Source organism: Streptomyces sp. NEAU-YJ-81 (assembly GCF_017592595.1).
GTDB classification, from domain to species: Bacteria; Actinomycetota; Actinomycetes; order Streptomycetales; family Streptomycetaceae; genus Streptomyces; species Streptomyces hygroscopicus_B.
The window spans coordinates 757,920-773,801 of sequence record NZ_JAGFNO010000001.1 but is presented as its reverse complement, the minus strand read 5'-3'; the positions used below and the strand labels follow the sequence as shown (position 1 = coordinate 773,801).

At 71.4% G+C, this 15,882-nt stretch carries 15 protein-coding genes; 4 read left to right on the top strand and 11 right to left on the bottom strand.

Annotated features, from left to right (window positions below):
- Positions 1-228: 228 nt before the first annotated feature.
- Together J5X86_RS03490 and J5X86_RS03485 are read right to left on the bottom strand one after the other, a co-directional pair.
- On the bottom strand, positions 229-936 hold the full coding sequence (locus tag J5X86_RS03490) for a DedA family protein (RefSeq protein WP_208515299.1): 708 nt from the start codon (positions 934-936) through the stop codon (positions 229-231).
- 176 nt (positions 937-1,112) lie between these two features.
- Complete coding sequence (locus J5X86_RS03485) at positions 1,113-1,871, bottom strand: MerR family transcriptional regulator (RefSeq protein ID WP_208515298.1); 759 nt, start codon at positions 1,869-1,871, stop codon at positions 1,113-1,115.
- 124 nt (positions 1,872-1,995) lie between these two features.
- Here J5X86_RS03485 and leuE point away from each other — a divergent pair, with 124 nt between their 5' ends.
- Positions 1,996-2,697: a leucine efflux protein LeuE gene (gene leuE / locus J5X86_RS03480; RefSeq protein ID WP_208515297.1), complete on the top strand. Its 702-nt coding sequence runs from the start codon at positions 1,996-1,998 to the stop codon at positions 2,695-2,697.
- 95 nt (positions 2,698-2,792) lie between these two features.
- The gene (locus J5X86_RS03475; RefSeq protein ID WP_208515296.1) at positions 2,793-4,205 is read left to right on the top strand and encodes a glutamate decarboxylase; all 1,413 of its coding nucleotides are present in this window, start codon (positions 2,793-2,795) and stop codon (positions 4,203-4,205) included.
- Positions 4,206-4,238: 33 nt separating this feature from the next.
- Here J5X86_RS03475 and J5X86_RS03470 read toward each other — a convergent pair whose 3' ends face one another.
- From J5X86_RS03470 to J5X86_RS03440, 7 genes are all read right to left on the bottom strand, one after another.
- Positions 4,239-5,612 carry a hypothetical protein gene (locus J5X86_RS03470; RefSeq protein WP_208515295.1) on the bottom strand — a complete coding sequence of 458 codons (1,374 nt, stop codon included), beginning with the start codon at positions 5,610-5,612 and terminating at the stop codon, positions 4,239-4,241.
- Between the two features lie 169 nt (positions 5,613-5,781).
- Positions 5,782-6,567, bottom strand: coding sequence for an ABC transporter permease (locus tag J5X86_RS03465; protein WP_208515294.1), 786 nt, complete (start codon positions 6,565-6,567; stop codon positions 5,782-5,784).
- Positions 6,564-7,565, bottom strand: a complete 1,002-nt coding sequence (locus J5X86_RS03460) for an ATP-binding cassette domain-containing protein (RefSeq protein ID WP_208515293.1) — start codon at positions 7,563-7,565, stop codon at positions 6,564-6,566. Before J5X86_RS03460 ends, J5X86_RS03465 begins: the two co-directional genes overlap by 4 nt.
- A 164-nt stretch (positions 7,566-7,729) precedes the next feature.
- Positions 7,730-8,359, bottom strand: a complete 630-nt coding sequence (locus J5X86_RS03455) for a PadR family transcriptional regulator (protein WP_208515292.1) — start codon at positions 8,357-8,359, stop codon at positions 7,730-7,732.
- Positions 8,360-8,428: 69 nt separating this feature from the next.
- Complete coding sequence (locus J5X86_RS03450) at positions 8,429-8,995, bottom strand: DinB family protein (RefSeq protein WP_208515291.1); 567 nt, start codon at positions 8,993-8,995, stop codon at positions 8,429-8,431.
- A gap of 116 nt (positions 8,996-9,111) precedes the next feature.
- A complete protein-coding gene (locus J5X86_RS03445; protein ID WP_208515290.1) occupies positions 9,112-10,569 on the bottom strand; it encodes an aldehyde dehydrogenase family protein in 1,458 nt (485 codons plus the stop codon).
- A gap of 90 nt (positions 10,570-10,659) precedes the next feature.
- Positions 10,660-11,523 carry a helix-turn-helix transcriptional regulator gene (locus tag J5X86_RS03440; RefSeq protein WP_208515289.1) on the bottom strand — a complete coding sequence of 288 codons (864 nt, stop codon included), beginning with the start codon at positions 11,521-11,523 and terminating at the stop codon, positions 10,660-10,662.
- Between the two features lie 305 nt (positions 11,524-11,828).
- On the opposite strand from J5X86_RS03440, the gene J5X86_RS03435 reads away from it, so the two are divergent.
- On the top strand, positions 11,829-12,320 hold the full coding sequence (locus J5X86_RS03435; RefSeq protein ID WP_208515288.1) for an ATP-binding protein: 492 nt from the start codon (positions 11,829-11,831) through the stop codon (positions 12,318-12,320).
- A 46-nt stretch (positions 12,321-12,366) separates the two neighbouring features.
- Here J5X86_RS03435 and J5X86_RS03430 read toward each other — a convergent pair whose 3' ends face one another.
- Entirely contained in the window at positions 12,367-13,518 is a 1,152-nt protein-coding gene (locus J5X86_RS03430; RefSeq protein ID WP_208515287.1) for a site-2 protease family protein, read from the bottom strand.
- 62 nt (positions 13,519-13,580) lie between these two features.
- Complete coding sequence (locus J5X86_RS03425) at positions 13,581-13,862, bottom strand: DUF397 domain-containing protein (protein WP_161560816.1); 282 nt, start codon at positions 13,860-13,862, stop codon at positions 13,581-13,583.
- Between the two features lie 255 nt (positions 13,863-14,117).
- Here J5X86_RS03425 and J5X86_RS03420 point away from each other — a divergent pair, with 255 nt between their 5' ends.
- On the top strand, positions 14,118-15,803 hold the full coding sequence (locus J5X86_RS03420) for a bifunctional 3'-5' exonuclease/DNA polymerase (protein ID WP_208515286.1): 1,686 nt from the start codon (positions 14,118-14,120) through the stop codon (positions 15,801-15,803).
- Positions 15,804-15,882: the final 79 nt, after the last annotated feature.

Sequence of the window (15,882 nt, the reverse complement as noted above, 5' to 3'; positions counted from 1 at the left end):
CCTCGCTCCTCACCAGCCCTCCCCGTACGGTTCCCAGCAGCCAAGGATGCAGCATCGGCGGCCACCGGAGCCCATTGTGCGGGGCGGTGACCGCCGAGGGGGAGTGGGGGCGGGTGTGTGTGACAGGCGTGAATGCAGGTGAACGAGGTGCAGGCGAGACGGGAGACGCCGGGGTGACGGGGAGCGCCACGGCGGCGGGAGACGCCGGGGCGGCCCCGGCGCTCGTCGTCAGCGCTTGGCGTGGCGCCCGCGCGGCCCCTGGGAGGAGGCACCCGAGGCCGGGCCCTGCGGATCCGGCTCCGCGGCGGCCTCCTTCTTCGCCTTGCCGCGGGCCCGGAGGAACTCGATCACGATCGGGACGATCGACAGCAGCACGATCGCGATCAGCATCAGCTCGATGTGCTCATGGACGAAGGCGACCTTCCCGAGCGCCGAGCCCAGCAGGGTGACGCCGGTGCCCCACAGCACGCCGCCGATGATGTTGAAGATGATGAACGAGCGGTAGTTCATCCGGCTCACGCCCGCGATGATCGGCGTGAACGTCCGCACGATGGGCACGAAGCGGGCCAGGATCAGCGACTTCGGCCCGTGCTTCTCGAAGAACTCATGCGCCTTCTCCACGTTCTCCTGTTTGAAGAGCTTGGAGTCGGGGCGCCGGAACAGCGACGGCCCCACCTTCCGGCCGAAGAGATAGCCGACCTGGTCACCGACGATCGCCGCGACCGCGACGGCCACGCACACCAGCCACAGATCCTGCTTGATCACATCGGTGGTCACCAGCAGGCCGGTGGTGAAGAGCAGCGAGTCGCCCGGCAGGAAGAAGCCGATGAGCAGACCGGACTCCGCGAAAACGATGGCCAGGACGCCGAGCAGACCGAAGGTTTCGATCAGATAGTCCGGGTCCAGCCACTGAGGGCCGAGCGCGAGGGTGTTCACGGGTGGGAGGCTCCTGGGTCGAGGGAAGCAGGCGCGTGCGAGGCCCGGCCGCAGGGTCGGGGCGGAACCGAAGCGTTCTTCGCAGTGTGCCGCCCAAAGCTATCAACGCCGTGTGCCTGCCCTTGGTTCCCACCGCCCAGGACGCCCGCCCTCGGCCCCACCCTCCAGGAATGCCCCTAGGCGTGCCGCTCCGCGTTGGCGAGGATCGCGTCCCGGAGGTAGCCGGCCAGCCCCGGCCCGGCCTTGTCGATGTTCTCCGTGAAGCGGTGGTCCGAGACGTACATCCGGCCCAGGCAGGCGTGCATCTCATGGCCGCATTCGTAGTGGTTCCGGCTGATCCCCTGCCGGTGCTCCTCGGCGAGGTCCATCGCCGCCTCGGACGTCGGCGGGGTGCCCGCGCCCATCAGCGCGAGGAAGCGGTTGCTGAGTTCGTCCGCCTCCTCCTGGATCCGCTTCCAGTCCTCCTTGGTGTACGAGGCGGCCCTGCGCTGGGACTCCTTGTACGCCTCGGTGTTCCCCCAGCGCTGCTCGACCTCCTCCTGGTGCTCGTCCGGGTCGAAGTCCCCGAAGACCTCGAACTTCTCCTCGGGGGTCAGATTGATGCCCATCTTCCGCGCCTCCATGGCCTGTTCGACGGCGGCGGCCATCTTCCGCAGCCGCTCGATCCGGTCGGTCAGCAGCCGGTGCTGACGCCGCAGGTGGGCCTGCGGATCGATATCCGGGTCGTCGAGCAGCACCGCCACCTCTTCGAGCGGAAAGCCCAGCTCCCGGTAGAACAGGATCCGCTGCAGCCGGTCGAGGTCGGCGTCGTCGTAACGCCGGTGCCCGGCCGCGCTGCGGGCGCCGGGGCGCAGCAGCCCGATCTCGTCGTAGTGGTGCAGCGTGCGCACCGTGACGCCGGCGAAGCCCGCGACCTGTCCCACGGAGTAGCTCATGGCCTGATCCGCTCTCCTTCAGTTCGGTACGGGTTCCACGGTGCGCCCTTACGTCGCGTGAGGTGCAAGTCCGGATGGCGAAACCCGCTGGGCGGCGCGGCGGGCGGCTGTCATCCTGCCGATTGTGCTGGGGATAACCGATCTTTCGACCTATCTGGCCGGTCTGGCGCTGATCATCCTGCTGCCGGGCCCCAATTCGCTGTATGTGGTGTCGGTCGCGGCCCGCCGCGGCCCCCGTACCGGCTATCGGGCGGCGGCCGGGGTGCTGTGCGGGGACACCGTGCTGATGGCGCTGTCGGCGGGCGGGGTGGCCTCGCTGCTGAACGCCAGCCCGGTGCTCTTCGCGGTGGTCAAGTTCGCGGGCGCGGGCTATCTGACCTGGCTGGCGGTGGGCATGCTGCGGGGGGCGCGGGCACTGTGGCGCCGCCGGACGGGGAACGCGGACGGGGCCGCGGACGCGGCCATGGAGTCCGCGGATGCCTCCATGGAGTCGGCGGACGCGGCCAAGGGGTCCGCGGAGGGCGAGCGCCCGTACCGCAGGGCGCTGGTCATCAGCCTGCTGAACCCGAAGGCGATCCTCTTCTTCATCTCCTTCTTCGTGCAGTTCGTGGATCCGAGCTACGCCCATCCCGCGCTGTCCTTCCTGGCGCTGGGCGCCTGGGCGCAGTTGTTCAGCATCACCTATCTGTCGGTGCTGATCTTCAGCGGTACGTATCTGGCGGCCACCTTCCGGCGGCGCCGGCGGCTGAGGGCGGGGCTCTCGGCGGCCGCGGGCGCGGCGTTCCTCGGCTTCGCGGCGAAGCTGTCGCTCAGCAGCGCGGGGTAGCGAGGGCGGGCGCGGGGCAGCGAGGGCGGGGCGCGGGATGAGGGGCACGGCGCGGTATCGGGGCGTATCACCGATATGCCCCTAATTTAACGAAGATGGCACTTCATAAGGGCACCCCCACCCCGCCCCACAGGGGCAATCGCTCCGAGTTCTCCGTCAATCCGCTCTACGGCGAGGCCAATCCGGTGAGCGGGCTGACCGGCAGGCCCCCGCACCACTGCCTCCCGGAAGAGCCGATGGCGCCCACGACCGCGTATCAGTTCGTCCATGACGAGCTGATGCTGGACGGCAACGCCCGCCAGAATCTGGCCACCTTCGTCACCACGTGGATGGAGCCGCAGGCGGGCAGGCTGATGGCCGACTGCTTCGCCAAGAACATGATCGACAAGGATGAGTACCCGCGCACCGCCGAACTGGAACGGCGGTGTGTGGTGATGCTCGCCCATCTGTGGCACGCACCCGACCCGAACACGGCCGTGGGCTGCTCCACCACGGGGTCGAGCGAGGCGTGCATGCTGGCCGGAATGGCCTTGAAGCGGCGCTGGGCCAAGCGGAATCCGGTGAGCTATCCGGCGACCGCCCGCCCCAACCTGGTCATGGGCACCAATGTCCAGGTGTGCTGGGAGAAGTTCTGCGACTTCTGGGAGGTGGAGGCGCGCCAGGTGCCCATGGAGGGCAACCGGTTCCATCTCGATCCCCAGGCCGCCGCCGAGCTGTGCGACGAGAACACCATCGGGGTCGTGACGGTCCTCGGCTCCACCTTCGACGGCTCGTATGAACCCGTCGCCGAGGTGTGCCGGGCGCTGGACGGCCTCCAGGAGCGCACGGGCCTGGACATCCCGGTGCATGTGGACGGCGCCTCGGGCGCGATGGTCGCGCCGTTTCTCGACCAGGACCTGGTGTGGGACTTCCAGTTGCCGCGGGTCGCCTCCATCAACACCTCGGGGCACAAATACGGCCTGGTCTACCCCGGGGTGGGGTGGGCGCTGTGGCGTACGGCGGACGCACTGCCCGAGGAGCTGGTCTTCCGCGTCGACTACCTGGGCGGCGACATGCCGACGTTCGCGCTCAACTTCTCCCGCCCCGGCTCCCAGGTGGCCGCCCAGTACTACACCTTCGTGCGGCTGGGCCGGGAGGGCTACCGCGCCGTCCAGCAGCAGACCCGCGATGTGGCGCGCTCGCTCGCCGAGCGGATCGAGGCGTTCGGGGACTTCACCCTGCTCAGCCGCGGTGACCAGCTCCCGGTGTTCGCGTTCACCACGGCGGAGGGGGGCGGCACCTTCGATGTCTACGACGTCTCGCGGCGGCTGCGCGAACGCGGCTGGCTGGTGCCCGCGTACGCCTTCCCGCCCAAACGGGAGGACCTGTCCGTGCTGCGGGTGGTGTGCCGCAACGGCTTCTCGGAAGACCTCGCCGATCTCTTCCTGAACGACCTGGGGTCGCTGCTGCCGGAGCTGCGGTCACAGCCCGCGCCCATGGGGAAGACCGCCAAGGCGTTCCACCACTGAGCCCGGTGTCTCCGGTCCTGGGAACGACGGCGGTCAGCGCGTGCGGGCCGGGGCCCGCAGCAGCTCGGCCCGGCGCCGGACCGCCTCCAGCGCGCCGGGCTTGCGGCCGGGCACCCTGTTCCGCAGCTCCATCAGCGGCGGGGCGAGGGCGCTGGCCCTGGCCCGGTCCGCCACGAACTGCCACTGGTGGTGCGCCCGGTCCACGGCCCCCTCGACCTCGGGGTGGCCGACCGGCTCCCCGTTGCCCAGCCGCGCCTCCGCCACCGCGAGCCACAGCTCACAGGCGCGGGCCGGGTCCCCGGCGATACGGGAGAGATCGGCCCGGACCTCCAGCCAGTGGATCGCCTCGTCGGACCGGGGACCGGCGGTCCGGAGGGCCTCCTGCTCCCAGGCGGCCGCCATCGAGGCGGCCTCGCTGTGCCGCCCCGAGTTGGCCGCCTCGAATATCGCCGCGTGCGTGGCGGCGAGCGGATCGGCCACGGGCGCCCGCCTGGGCGGCGGGGGCAGGGGGGCGTGCGTCGGCTGGGGCGGGCGCAGTGATGGTGGAGCCGGTCGGGGATCGGCGGAGAGGAACGATTCGGGCGGGCCCGGCGGCATGCGCGGCGGCATGACCGCCACCGGCCCGGCTGCCCCAGCCGGGCCGGTCTGCCCGGCCCATCCGGCGGCCTCCGGGCCAGAAGCGGCGTCCGGGGCCGGATACGCCTCACCCGGCCCAGCGCCGTCCAGCAGCAGTTCGGGGCCGCTGCCCAACCCGGCCTCCATCGCGGCCCGCTGGTGCAGCAGCGCGAGCGGCGGGCGCTCTGCGGCGCCCCGCAGCAGCCCGGCGAACGCCCGGCTGTAGTCCGGCGTCGCCATCCCCCGCTTGGGCGGGGCTCCCCGCTTGGGCGGGGCGGGCGCCACCGTGCCGTACAGCGTCAGCCCGGCCGCGAGTCCGGACGGCCCGGCGGCCCTCAGCGGCGGCCACGCCGTCTCGTCGGCCACCAGATCGGCGACCACGACGGTGCTGCCCGGCGGCCTCCGGCCGAGCTCGGCCGCCAGCCAGTGCCAGGGCAGCGCCGTATAGCGGGCGGTCCTCGGCGTCGTACGGGCCAACGCCAGGTGCGGCAGCCGCTGTTTGGCGTCGAGGGTGAGCTGGCCCGCGAGATGGACCAGCACCGGACCGGGATGCGCGGCGGCGGTGCGCAGATGCGTCAGCACGGTCTGCGGATCGGCCGGGTCCACGAGTTGGACGATGCTGGCGCCGCCGGGCGTGCCCAGCAGCGCCGCCGGCGGTACGGCGGCGAGCTGAGGCAGCGCGGCGGCCGCGTCCATCAGTCGCTGTTTGCCGGCCGGGCCGGCGGCGAGCAGCAGGGCGTATCCGGGCCCGCTCACCGTCTCCGCCCCCGTGCCCGACCTGTCGTTCCCCATATATGCACCGTATCCGCAACCGGCGACGACCGGTGGGGGTGTGACCCGCCGGGCGCCCGGCAGTGGTGTGGCCGGCTCCGGGTCCGGCCGGGGTCAGAGAGCCGGGCCCGGGCCGTCGTCAGCGGCTGAGCGGTCCGGCCGGGGCCGGCGGTCCGGGCCCGGGCCGTCGTCAGCGGCTGAGCCGCCCGTAACGCCGCACGGCCAGCGGCGCGAAGACCGCGATCAGCCCCAGTGGCCAGCAGACGGCGAGGAGATGGGCATGGTCCGCGGCCCAGCCCTCGCCGCCGCCACCGGGGCCGCCGAACAGATCGCGGATCGCGGTGGCCGTCGCCGACATCGGATTCCAGACCGCGAGGGCGCCGAGCCAGCCGGGCATGGTCTCGGGCGAGGCGAAGACATTGGAGAGGAAGCCCACCGGCCAGACCAGGATCTGTACCGCCTGCACCATCTCCGGGCGTCCGGCGGCCATGCCCAGGAAGATCCCGAGCCACAGCATCGCGAAGCGCAGCCACAGCAGCAGCCCGACGGCGAGAAGCCCGTCGCCGAGTCCGCCGTGCCAGCGCCAGCCCATCGCCAGACCGACCCCGAGCAGGACGAACAGACCGAGCGCCGACTGGAGCATGTCCAGCACGCTGCGCCCGGCCAGGACCGCCGAGCGGGCCATCGGCATCGAGCGGAAGCGGTCGATGACGCCCTTGTTGAGGTCCTGGGTGATGGCGAGCATCGTCCCTTCGAGGCCGAACACCATGGTGAGCGCGAGCGTGCCCGGCACCAGGAAGTCCTTGTAGTCACCGCCGCCCGGGACGGTCATCCCGCCGCCGAGGAAGTAGGCGAACATCAGCAGCATCATCACCGGGAAGACCAGCTGAACGACCACCTGGACGGGCTGCCGGGCCCAGTGGGCGAGTCCGCGGCGGGTCATGGTCCAGGAGTCGATGAGGGTCGCGGTCGTCATACGGGGGTCTCCTCCTTCTTGTCCGTGTCCGCCTTGGACCTCTCCGCCGTGGCCGGTTCCCCGGTGAGATGCAGAAAGACCTCGTCGAGGGTGGGGCGGCGCAGCACGATGTCCTCCGCCTCGATCCCGGCCGCCGCCAGCGCCCGTACGGTCTCGGTGAGCGCGGCGACCCGGTCGGTGACCCGCGCGCCGAGCCGCCGGCGGTCGGGGTCGGTCTCGACCTCACCGGCGCGGGTCGCCCTGCCCACGACCGAGGCGGCGGCGGGCAGTTGGCCCGCGTCGCGCAGCACCACCTCGATACGGTCCCCGCCGAGCCGGGCCTTGAGCTCGTCGGCGGTCCCGTCGGCGATGGCCCGCCCGCCGTCGATCACGCAGACGCGGTCGGCGAGTTGATCCGCCTCCTCCAGGTACTGGGTGGTGAGCAGCACGGTCGTACCGCCGTCCACCAGCGAACGGACCGCGTTCCACACCTCCGTACGGCCCCGGGGGTCGAGCCCGGTGGTCGGCTCGTCCAGGAAGAGGATCCGCGGCCGCATGACGAGGCTCGCCGCGAGGTCCAGCCTGCGCCGCATCCCGCCGCTGTACTGGCTGACGGCCTTGGTGCCGGTGCCGGCCAGGCCGAACCGCTCCAGCAGCTCGTCCGCCCGGGCTGCCGCCTGCCGACCGCCCAGGTGGTAGAGGCGGCCGAACATCTCCAGGTTCTGCCGTCCGCTCAGCTCCTCGTCCACCGCGGCGTGCTGCCCGACCAGGCCGATGCGGTAGCGGACCTGGTCGGGGTCGCGCAGCACGTCGTACCCGGCGACCTCGGCCCGGCCGCCGTCGTGCCGCAGCAGGGTGGCCAGGATCCGTACGCAGGTGGTCTTGCCCGCGCCGTTGGGGCCGAGCACGGCGTGCACGCTGCCCTGCGGGACGGTCAGGTCGAGCCCGGCGAGGGCTTGTTTGTCCCGGTAGGTCTTCCGTAGTCCCTCGACGACGATCGCGGGATCGCTGTCGGCCAAGGCCTTCCCCTCTCCTTCTGTGCTTCTCCGGGGCCTTCTGCGCTTCCCCGGGTCCCGTAGTCAAGTTTGACTACGGGGACCGGAACGTACTGCCCGCGACTGCCGCTAGTCAAACTTGATTAATAGCGAGGACCGCCAGCCGTCCTCCCTCGGCATGGCCTTCCTCAGTCCGCGTCGGGCACGGCGAACGGGTTGGGGACGCCGTCCGGCAGCACCTCCACCGAGCGCTCCCCCTCGCCCGCCATCACATACGCCCCGCCCTCGAGCCGCTCGATCAGCCCACGGGTCCACTCCGCGCCGCTGTCCGCGGAGTGCACCCAGAACTTCATGATCTCGCCGATATGGCCCCACTCCTCGGGGGTGCCATCCGGTGGCGTCCAGTGCCGGGTCACCTCGGCCCGCCACTCCTCCAGCGCCGCCACCCGCTGCTTCAGCAGGGCGATCGCCTCGGCACGGGGCAGGTCGACGATGAAACCCACCCCGGCCGTCAGCTCGTCGATCTTCTGGTCATGGCGCAGCAACGCATCCCGCAGCAGCCGGAAGTACTCCTCCTCGCCCACCTCGGTCAGCTCGTACTCGGTCCGCGGCGGCCCGCCGACCGTGCTCGGCGCGACGTCGTGCGCGCGCATCAGGCCCTGTTTGGCCATCTGTTTGAGGGCGTGGTAAATCGAGCCGGGTTTGGCGTTGGACCACTCATGCGCACCCCAGAACTCCAGGTCGTTACGGACCTGATAGCCGTGCGCCCGCCCGTGCTGGCGCACGGCCCCCAGCACCAGCAACCGGATCGCTGACATCGCCCGCTCTTCTCCATCCTGGTCCCGGCCCCGCCGTGACCAGGCTAGGCCGTCGCCGGGCCCGGCGGATCACCGCTCCAGGATCGACCAGTCCGGCTCCGGCATCGCCCCGGTCTCGAAGACCAGGTCGAAGGCGCCCTTGCCGTCGATCGTCTCGCGGATGATGTCGGCGTGACCGGCGTGCCGGGCGAGCTCCTCGATCAGATGGAGGATGGCCCAGCGCCAGGTGCGGGTGCCCCCCTCGTCCCAGGGGAGCCGGAGAGCCTCGAAGGTCGCGTCCAGCGACGGCAGGGCCCGCACCGCCTCGTCGGTCTCGCGCGCCACCTCCTCGTACAGGGCGAGCATCGCCTCCACCGTCTCGTCCTCGGTGGGCTCGAAGGTGTGCTCCCACTCGGCCATCATGTCCTTGGGGTCCCCCACCTTGCCCTGGAGGACGCGCAGCCAGCCGCGCTCGCCCGTGGCCACGTGCTTGAGCACCCCGGCCAGCGAGAGCGCGCTCGCGCTGGGAGCGCTGCGGGCCTGCTCCTCGGTCAGGCCGTGCACCGAGCGCCGGATGCCGCCGCGCTGCGCGTCCAGGTACGCGAGCAGCGCACCGCGCTCGTCGTTACATGCCTCGGGGTTCACGATCACGGGCATGGCTGCCGCCTCTCATCTGGAGGGCGCCCGGGTCCGGCGCCCTTCGATGAACCCCACGCTAGGAAGGCTTGCGGTCAGCTTCTGTCCGCGTGTCGGCGCGCGTCTTCATCCCCGGCTCAGAACGGGAACTGGCTCCGGCCGTGCTGGATGGAGATCCACTTGGTGGTGGTGAAGTCCTCGATCATCGATTCCCCGTTGAGCCGTCCGAGACCGGAGTGCTTCTCCCCGCCGAACGGCACGATCGGCTCGTCGTGGACCGTGCTGTCGTTCACATGGATCATGCCGGTGTGGACCTGCTGGGCGAACCGCACCCCGCGCTCGATGTCCCCGGTGTGTACGGCCCCGCTGAGCCCGTAGTCCGTGTCGTTGGCGATCCGGACGGCCTCCTCGTCGCCGTCGAACGGAATCAGCGTCACCACCGGGCCGAAGATCTCCTGCCCGAGGATCGCCGCGCCCTCCGGGACCCCGCTGAGCACGGTCGGCCCCATCAGGGTGCCCTCGGTGCGCCCCCGCACCAGCGCGGTGGCGCCATCGGCGATCGTCTGCTCGACGAGCGAGGCGATCGCCTCGGCCTGGCCCTCGTTGATCAGCGGGCCGATGTGGGTGGTGGGATCGCCCGGGTCGCCCACCTTCAGCGTCTCCACCTTGGCCACGAACTTCTCGGTGAACTCCCGCTCCACCGCCCGGTCCACCAGCACCCGGTTGGCCGCCATGCAGACCTGCCCCTGGTGGACGAAGCGGCTGAAGACGGCCGCGTCGACCGCGTAGTCCAGGTCGGCGTCGTCGAGCACGACCAGCGCGCTGTTGCCGCCCAGCTCCAGGACCGTGCGCTTGAAGTGGGAGGCGGCCACGGTGGCGACATGCCGGCCGACCTTGTCGGAGCCGGTGAAGGAGATCACCTTCGGTACGGGGTGCTCGATCAGGGCGTCGCGGATCTCCGCTATGTCGGTGACCACGACATTGAGCAGCCCGGCGGGCAGCCCGGCCTCCTCGAAGATCTTGGCGACCAGACCACCGCCGCAGACCGGGGTGTTCTGGTGCGGCTTGAGGACGACGGCGTTGCCGAGCGCCAGCGCGGGGGCGACCGACTTCAGCGACAGCAGGAAGGGGAAGTTGAACGGGCTGATGACGCCGACCACACCCACCGGCAGCCGGTAGAGGCGGTTCTCCTTGCCGTCGACCGGCGACGGCAGGATGCGACCCTCGGGCCGCAGCGCCAAATGGACCGCCTCCCGCAGGAACTCCTTGGCGAGATGCAGCTCGAAGCCCGCCTTCACATGGGTGCCGCCGCACTCCGCGATGATCGTCTCGGTGAGCTCCTTCTCGCGGTCCTCGATGATCCGCAGCGCCCGCTCGAAGACCGCCCGCCGGGCATAGGGGTTGGTGCCGCCCCACTCCGGCTGTGCCCGCTCGGCCGCCCGGTAGGCCAGGTCCACCTCCTCGACGGTCGCCACGGTGATGGAGGCCAGCTTCTCCCCGTTGTAGGGGTTGAAGTCGACGATGTCCCAGGAACCGCTTCCGCCGCGCCACTCACCGTCGATGAACTGAAGGGCCAACTCGGAGAAGTAGGACATGCCATCCCTATCTGCAGGACGCGGTGCCGCGCTCCGACAGCCGCGCACGGGTGGGGGGTATTCCTGACAGAACGTCATCCTACTGACGAGTCAGGCGTCGTGAAGGAGCCCTCGGAGCAAATCCCGGCTCTTCTCCGGAGAGAGGCCGTCCGCGCTGAGCCGCTCCAGCACCCGCTCGTACTGGGAGACCTCGTCGCGCTTGTCCAGATAGAGCGCGCTGGTGAGCTGTTCCAGATAGACGATGTCGGGGAGGTCGGACTCCGGGAAGCGCAGCCGGGTGAACGCCCCGCTCTCCCCCGCGTGCCCGCCGAAGGCGAACGGCATCACCTGGAGCGTCACATGTCGATACTCGGAGACCGTGATCAGATGGCGCAGCTGGGCGGACATCACGCCGCGCCCGCCGTAGGGGCGGTGCAGCGCGGCCTCGTCCAGCACCACATGGAACGCCGGGGCGCGCTCGGAGACCAGCAGTTTCTGCCGCTCGAGGCGCAGCGCCACCCGCCGCTCGACCTCCTCGGTGCACGCCTGGGGCTGGCCGCGGGTGACCACGGCGTGGGCGTAGCCCTCGGTCTGCAGCAGACCGTGCACGAACTGGACCTCGTAGCAGCCGATATGGGAAGCGGCGCCCTCCAGGCCGACATAGGTCTGGAACCAGCCGGGCAGCACATCGCCGTAACTGTGCCACCACCCGGCGACATTGGCCTCGCGGACGAGCCCGAGCAGTGCCGCGCGCTCCGCGTCGTCGGTGACTCCGTACAGCGTGAGCAGATCCTCGATGTCCCGCGCCTTGAAGCTCACCCGGCCCAACTCCATGCGGCTGATCTTGGATTCGGAGGCACGGATCGAATAGCCCGCCGCCTCGCGGGTGATGCCGCGAGCCTCGCGCAACCGTCTGAGCTGAGAGCCCAGGAGGATACGGCGCACGACCGATCCACTCGACTCGCCTGCGGCCATTTCCGCGATCCTCCCTGTACGGAAAGCATCCTTGCGAACGGCGCCCCCGCAGCCTCTGAGGGTGAAGTCTGCCACTGTTCGGGCTCCGCGCCGTAGGCGTGTCGTTACTCAGCCCGAGGTTGTACGCCAGTGTACGGAGTCAGATATCCGACTAAAACCGATCGTTTCGGACCAACTGATGTGCGTGCACGTGCATTTGCCCTTGCATCTGACGTGCGCATTCGGAACCATAGGCTGTGCGCACGTGCTAGCTGGTACGAAATCTGGCCAGAGTTCGTCACGGCCACGGATGCAGGAGTGCTCGCATGGGGAGCGAAGGTCCGGCCCTGCTGGAACCCTTGTGGCAAGGGCTTACCGCGATCGATCCCTCCGCCGTCTCCGGATCCGTCTCCTGCGCGCTTCCCGCCCGCTTCGAGGCGGTCAAGGGGGCCCGGCAGTTCACCGGCTCCACCTTGCGGCAGTGGAACATCCCCGAACTCCTCGACGAAGTGGCGCTCGTCGTCTCCGAACTGGTCACCAACGCGCTGCGGCATGCCCTGCCCGGCCCGGCGGCGACGGCCGGTGAGCCGGAGCGGCCGGTGCGGCTCCATCTGATGCGCGGCCCCTCACGGCTGGTGTGCGTCGTACGCGACCCCAGCGAGGTGGGCCCGGTGGCCGGCGAGGCGGGCTGCGGCGCGGAATCCGGGCGCGGGCTCCATCTCGTGGAGTCCTTCACGGACGGCTGGGGCTGGCAGCCGCTGCCGGGCACCCCGCGCGGCAAGATCGTCTGGGCCGTCTTCCATCTCCCCCCGGCGTAAGCCTCCCCACGCCTTAGCGCACGCGCCCCCTCCTCCGCAGAGGCGGTCAGGGGCGGGTGGACTCCGGCGGGGCCGTGGTGATGCCCAGGCCGTGCAGCTGGAAGAGCCGGTTCACATCGTGCATCGTGATGATCCCCTCCAGCTGCCCGTGGTCCACCACCAGCACCGGCATACCGCCGCCACCCGGCCGCGCCCGCTCCAGCACCTCGCTCAGCAGCTCACCGGGCTCGGCCACGGTGCACCGCGACAGCGGCGTCGCCACATCGCGCACCCGCTGGGTCTCCCGGGCCCCGGCCGGCACCGCCGCGAGCGCGCGCAGCCGGACGGCCCCGCTGAGCTGTCCCTCGAAGTCCAGCAGCGGCATCACCGAATGCCGGGAGTGGGCCGCCACGTCGTCGATGAACCGTCCCACGGTCAGCCAGTCGGCCCCGGCGGCGACCGGCGCCGACATCGCGTCCGCCACCCGCACCCCGCGCAGCGCCGTATTGACTCCGGCCCGCTGCCGCTCCGCGTTGGCGATGATCACCATGAAGAGGCCGATGAGCGAGAGCCACAGCCCGCCGGTGTTTCCGCGCAGGAAGGAGATCCAGCCGATGGCGATGAGCGCCACGCCGAGGATCTGGCCGCTGCGCCCCGCCGCCCGGTCGGCACGCTCCCGGTCCCCGGTGCGCCACCAGATCGCCGCCTGCACCACCCGGCCGCCGTCCAGCGGCGCGGCCGGCAGCAGATTGAAGACGCCCAGCAGCAGATTGGCCCAGCCCAGCCAGATCAGAACGGCGGTCGGCACCCCCCATCCGGTGAGCGTGTGCAACCCGATCCCCGCGCCGAGGGTGACACCGCCGATGACCAGGCTGGTGAGCGGCCCGATGACGGCCACCCAGAACGCGACCCCGGCGGTGCGGGGCCGTCCCATCTTGGTCATGCCGCCAAGCGCCCACAGCGTCACGTCCTCCACCGAGACGCCCTTACGGCGGGCGGCGACCGCGTGCGCGGCCTCGTGCAGCAGCAGGCTGCCCATCAGCAGCACGGCGCCGACGACGCTCGCGAGGGCGTAGACGGTGCCGGTGCGGCCGGGGGTCCACGCGGGCAGCGTCTCGCGGCCCAGCCCGTAAGCGAGCAGGACGATCAGCACCGGGACGCTCCAGTGCATCCGCAGTGGAACCCCGAGTACGTGTCCGACCCGGACCGAGCCGCTCATCGCCGTCTCACATCAGTCGGGTGCCCCCGCTCGCCACTACCAGTGTCGCGCGTCCGCGGCGATCAGCCCATACCGGCCGAATCGTGCGCAAGATGGTCGAACTCGCCGTCCTTGGCGCCGAGCAGCATCGCCTCGACCTCGGCCGGGGTGTAGATCAGCGCCGGTCCGTCGGGGAACCGGGAGTTGCGGACAGCCACGTTCCCACCGGGCAGTTTGGCGAACTCGACACAGGAACCCTGGGAGTTGCTGTGTCTGCTCTTCTGCCAGACGACCCCCTGGAGGTCCGCGGCCGCCATGCCGTTGTAGGGGTGGTCGCGCACAGGGCTTCTCCACTGTTCGTGCATGCGTGCAGCTGTCAACTGTCTCGGATCATAGCTGCGTTCCTTTGCAAACGCATGGGCAAATGCATCTGCGTATGCGCAGGTAGATGCACAGGCAGATGCACGTGCACCATGCGTATCTGCATGATCACCCGACACCCGGCATCTCCTGCCCGGAGTGAAGAAGAGCAGTCGTCATGTATGACGTCCGGGTCCCCCTCCGGGTTGAGCGGGCCTCGTGCCGGAGCGTTGTCAGACCCCCCTGCGAGACTCACGGGCATGAGGTGGGCGGCGGCGGAGACGGACGACGGGGGTGTTCGTCTCTGCCCGCTCGACCCCCAGGGAAAGGCCGCCGGGCCGGTAGTCGAGGTCACGGCGGCCCAGGGCGGGATCGCGGAGGCCGTGCGATCCCGCCCCGAGGCCGACCGGTGGGTGTGGCGGTCCACCGCCGAGGTCTATCCGCGGCTGCTGGCCGCCGGGGTCCGGGTCGAGCGGGCCTATGACATCGAGGCGGCCGAGGCGCTGCTCCTCGGCCATGAGGGGCGCTCGGGCGCACCGCGTTCGCTCGTCGCCGCCTGGGCGCGGCTGCGCGGGCTGCCCGTCCCCGAGGATCCGCCGCCCCGGGCGGCCGGAGGCCAGCCGTCGCTGTTCGAGCCCGGTCCGCCGCCGCTGCCGCCGGGCGCCGACCCGCTGGAAGCGCTGCTCGCGGTGTACGCGGAGCAGCTCGTCCGTACGGAGGCGGCCGAGCACCCGGACCGGATGCGGCTGCTGACCACCGCCGAGTCGGCGGGGATGCTGATCGCCGCCGAGATGCGGCGCGCCGGGGTGCCCTGGAGCGCCGACCGCCACCGGGGGCTGCTGGACGAGCTGCTCGGCGAGCGCTATCCGGGCGGTCTGGAGCCGCAGCGCCTGGTCGAGCTGGCCGACGAGGTCTCGCGCGCCTTCGGCACCCGGGTCCGGCCCGATCTGCCCGCCGAGGTCGTCAAGGCGTTCGCCCGCGCGGGCATCGTACTCGGCTCGACCCGCGCCTGGGAGCTCGAGCGGATCGACCACCCCGCCGTCGAGCCGCTGCTGCGCTACAAGAAGCTGTACCGGCTGCATACCGCCCACGGCTGGGCCTGGCTCCAGTCGTGGGTGCGCGACGGCCGCTTCCGCCCGGAGTACCTGCCCGGCGGCACCGTCTCCGGCCGCTGGACCACCAATGGCGGCGGGGCGCTGCAGATCCCCAAGGTGGTGCGGCGCGCGGTGGTGGCCGATCCGGGGTGGCGGCTGGTGGTGGCCGACGCCGACCAGATGGAGCCCCGGGTGCTCGCCGCGATCTCCCGCGACCCCGGGCTGATGGAGGTCGCGGGCAGCGGCCGGGATCTGTACGCGACGCTGTCCGACCGCGCCTTCTCCGGCCGCCGCGAGCTGGCCAAGCTGGCGCTGCTGGGCGCGGTGTACGGCCAGACCTCCGGCGACGGCCTGAAGCATCTCGCCGCCCTGCGGCGGCGCTTCCCGGCGGCGGTGGCGTATGTGGACGAGGCGGCCCGCGCGGGCGAGGAGGGCCGGCTGGTGCGCACCTGGCTCGGCCGCACCTGCCCGCCCGTGGGCGGCGCCGCCGGGGAGCCGGACGAGGCGGGGCTGCCCCGGGAGCAGGAGGAGCCGTCGTACGGCAGCACGGCGAGCGCCCGCGCGCGGGGCCGGTTCACCCGGAACTTCGTGGTGCAGGGCAGCGCCGCCGACTGGGCCCTGCTGATGCTCGCCGCGCTGCGGCGGTCGCTGACCGGGGCGGGGCTGCGCGCGGAGATCGCCTTCTTCCAGCACGACGAGGTGATCGTGCACTGCCCCAAGGAGGAGGCCGACACGGTCCGGGAGGCCATCGCCGAGGCGGGCGAGACGGCCGGGCGGATCGCCTTCGGACCGACACCGGTGCGGTTCCCCCTCACGATGGCGGCGGTGGAGTGCTACGCGGACGCGAAGTAGGCGGCCCAGGTCCTGTCCGGTGAATCCTCGCGCCTGCGGCATCAGCGGCTGACGCCCCGGGGCATCCGGCAGCCGGCAT

What these genes read in the sequence shown, in the direction of transcription:
- J5X86_RS03435 (WP_208515288.1), top strand. Translation starts at nt 11,829, where the DNA reads ATGGGGAGCGAAGGTCCGGCCCTGCTGGAACCCTTGTGGCAAGGGCTT.
- J5X86_RS03475 (WP_208515296.1), top strand. Translation starts at nt 2,793, where the DNA reads ATGGCACTTCATAAGGGCACCCCCACCCCGCCCCACAGGGGCAATCGC.
- J5X86_RS03465 (WP_208515294.1), bottom strand. Translation starts at nt 6,567, where the DNA reads ATGACGACCGCGACCCTCATCGACTCCTGGACCATGACCCGCCGCGGA.
- J5X86_RS03450 (WP_208515291.1), bottom strand. Translation starts at nt 8,995, where the DNA reads ATGCCCGTGATCGTGAACCCCGAGGCATGTAACGACGAGCGCGGTGCG.
- J5X86_RS03470 (WP_208515295.1), bottom strand. Translation starts at nt 5,612, where the DNA reads ATGGGGAACGACAGGTCGGGCACGGGGGCGGAGACGGTGAGCGGGCCC.
- J5X86_RS03485 (WP_208515298.1), bottom strand. Translation starts at nt 1,871, where the DNA reads ATGAGCTACTCCGTGGGACAGGTCGCGGGCTTCGCCGGCGTCACGGTG.
- J5X86_RS03440 (WP_208515289.1), bottom strand. Translation starts at nt 11,523, where the DNA reads ATGGCCGCAGGCGAGTCGAGTGGATCGGTCGTGCGCCGTATCCTCCTG.
- J5X86_RS03420 (WP_208515286.1), top strand. Translation starts at nt 14,118, where the DNA reads ATGAGGTGGGCGGCGGCGGAGACGGACGACGGGGGTGTTCGTCTCTGC.
- J5X86_RS03455 (WP_208515292.1), bottom strand. Translation starts at nt 8,359, where the DNA reads ATGTCAGCGATCCGGTTGCTGGTGCTGGGGGCCGTGCGCCAGCACGGG.
- J5X86_RS03425 (WP_161560816.1), bottom strand. Translation starts at nt 13,862, where the DNA reads ATGCACGAACAGTGGAGAAGCCCTGTGCGCGACCACCCCTACAACGGC.
- J5X86_RS03430 (WP_208515287.1), bottom strand. Translation starts at nt 13,518, where the DNA reads ATGAGCGGCTCGGTCCGGGTCGGACACGTACTCGGGGTTCCACTGCGG.
- J5X86_RS03445 (WP_208515290.1), bottom strand. Translation starts at nt 10,569, where the DNA reads ATGTCCTACTTCTCCGAGTTGGCCCTTCAGTTCATCGACGGTGAGTGG.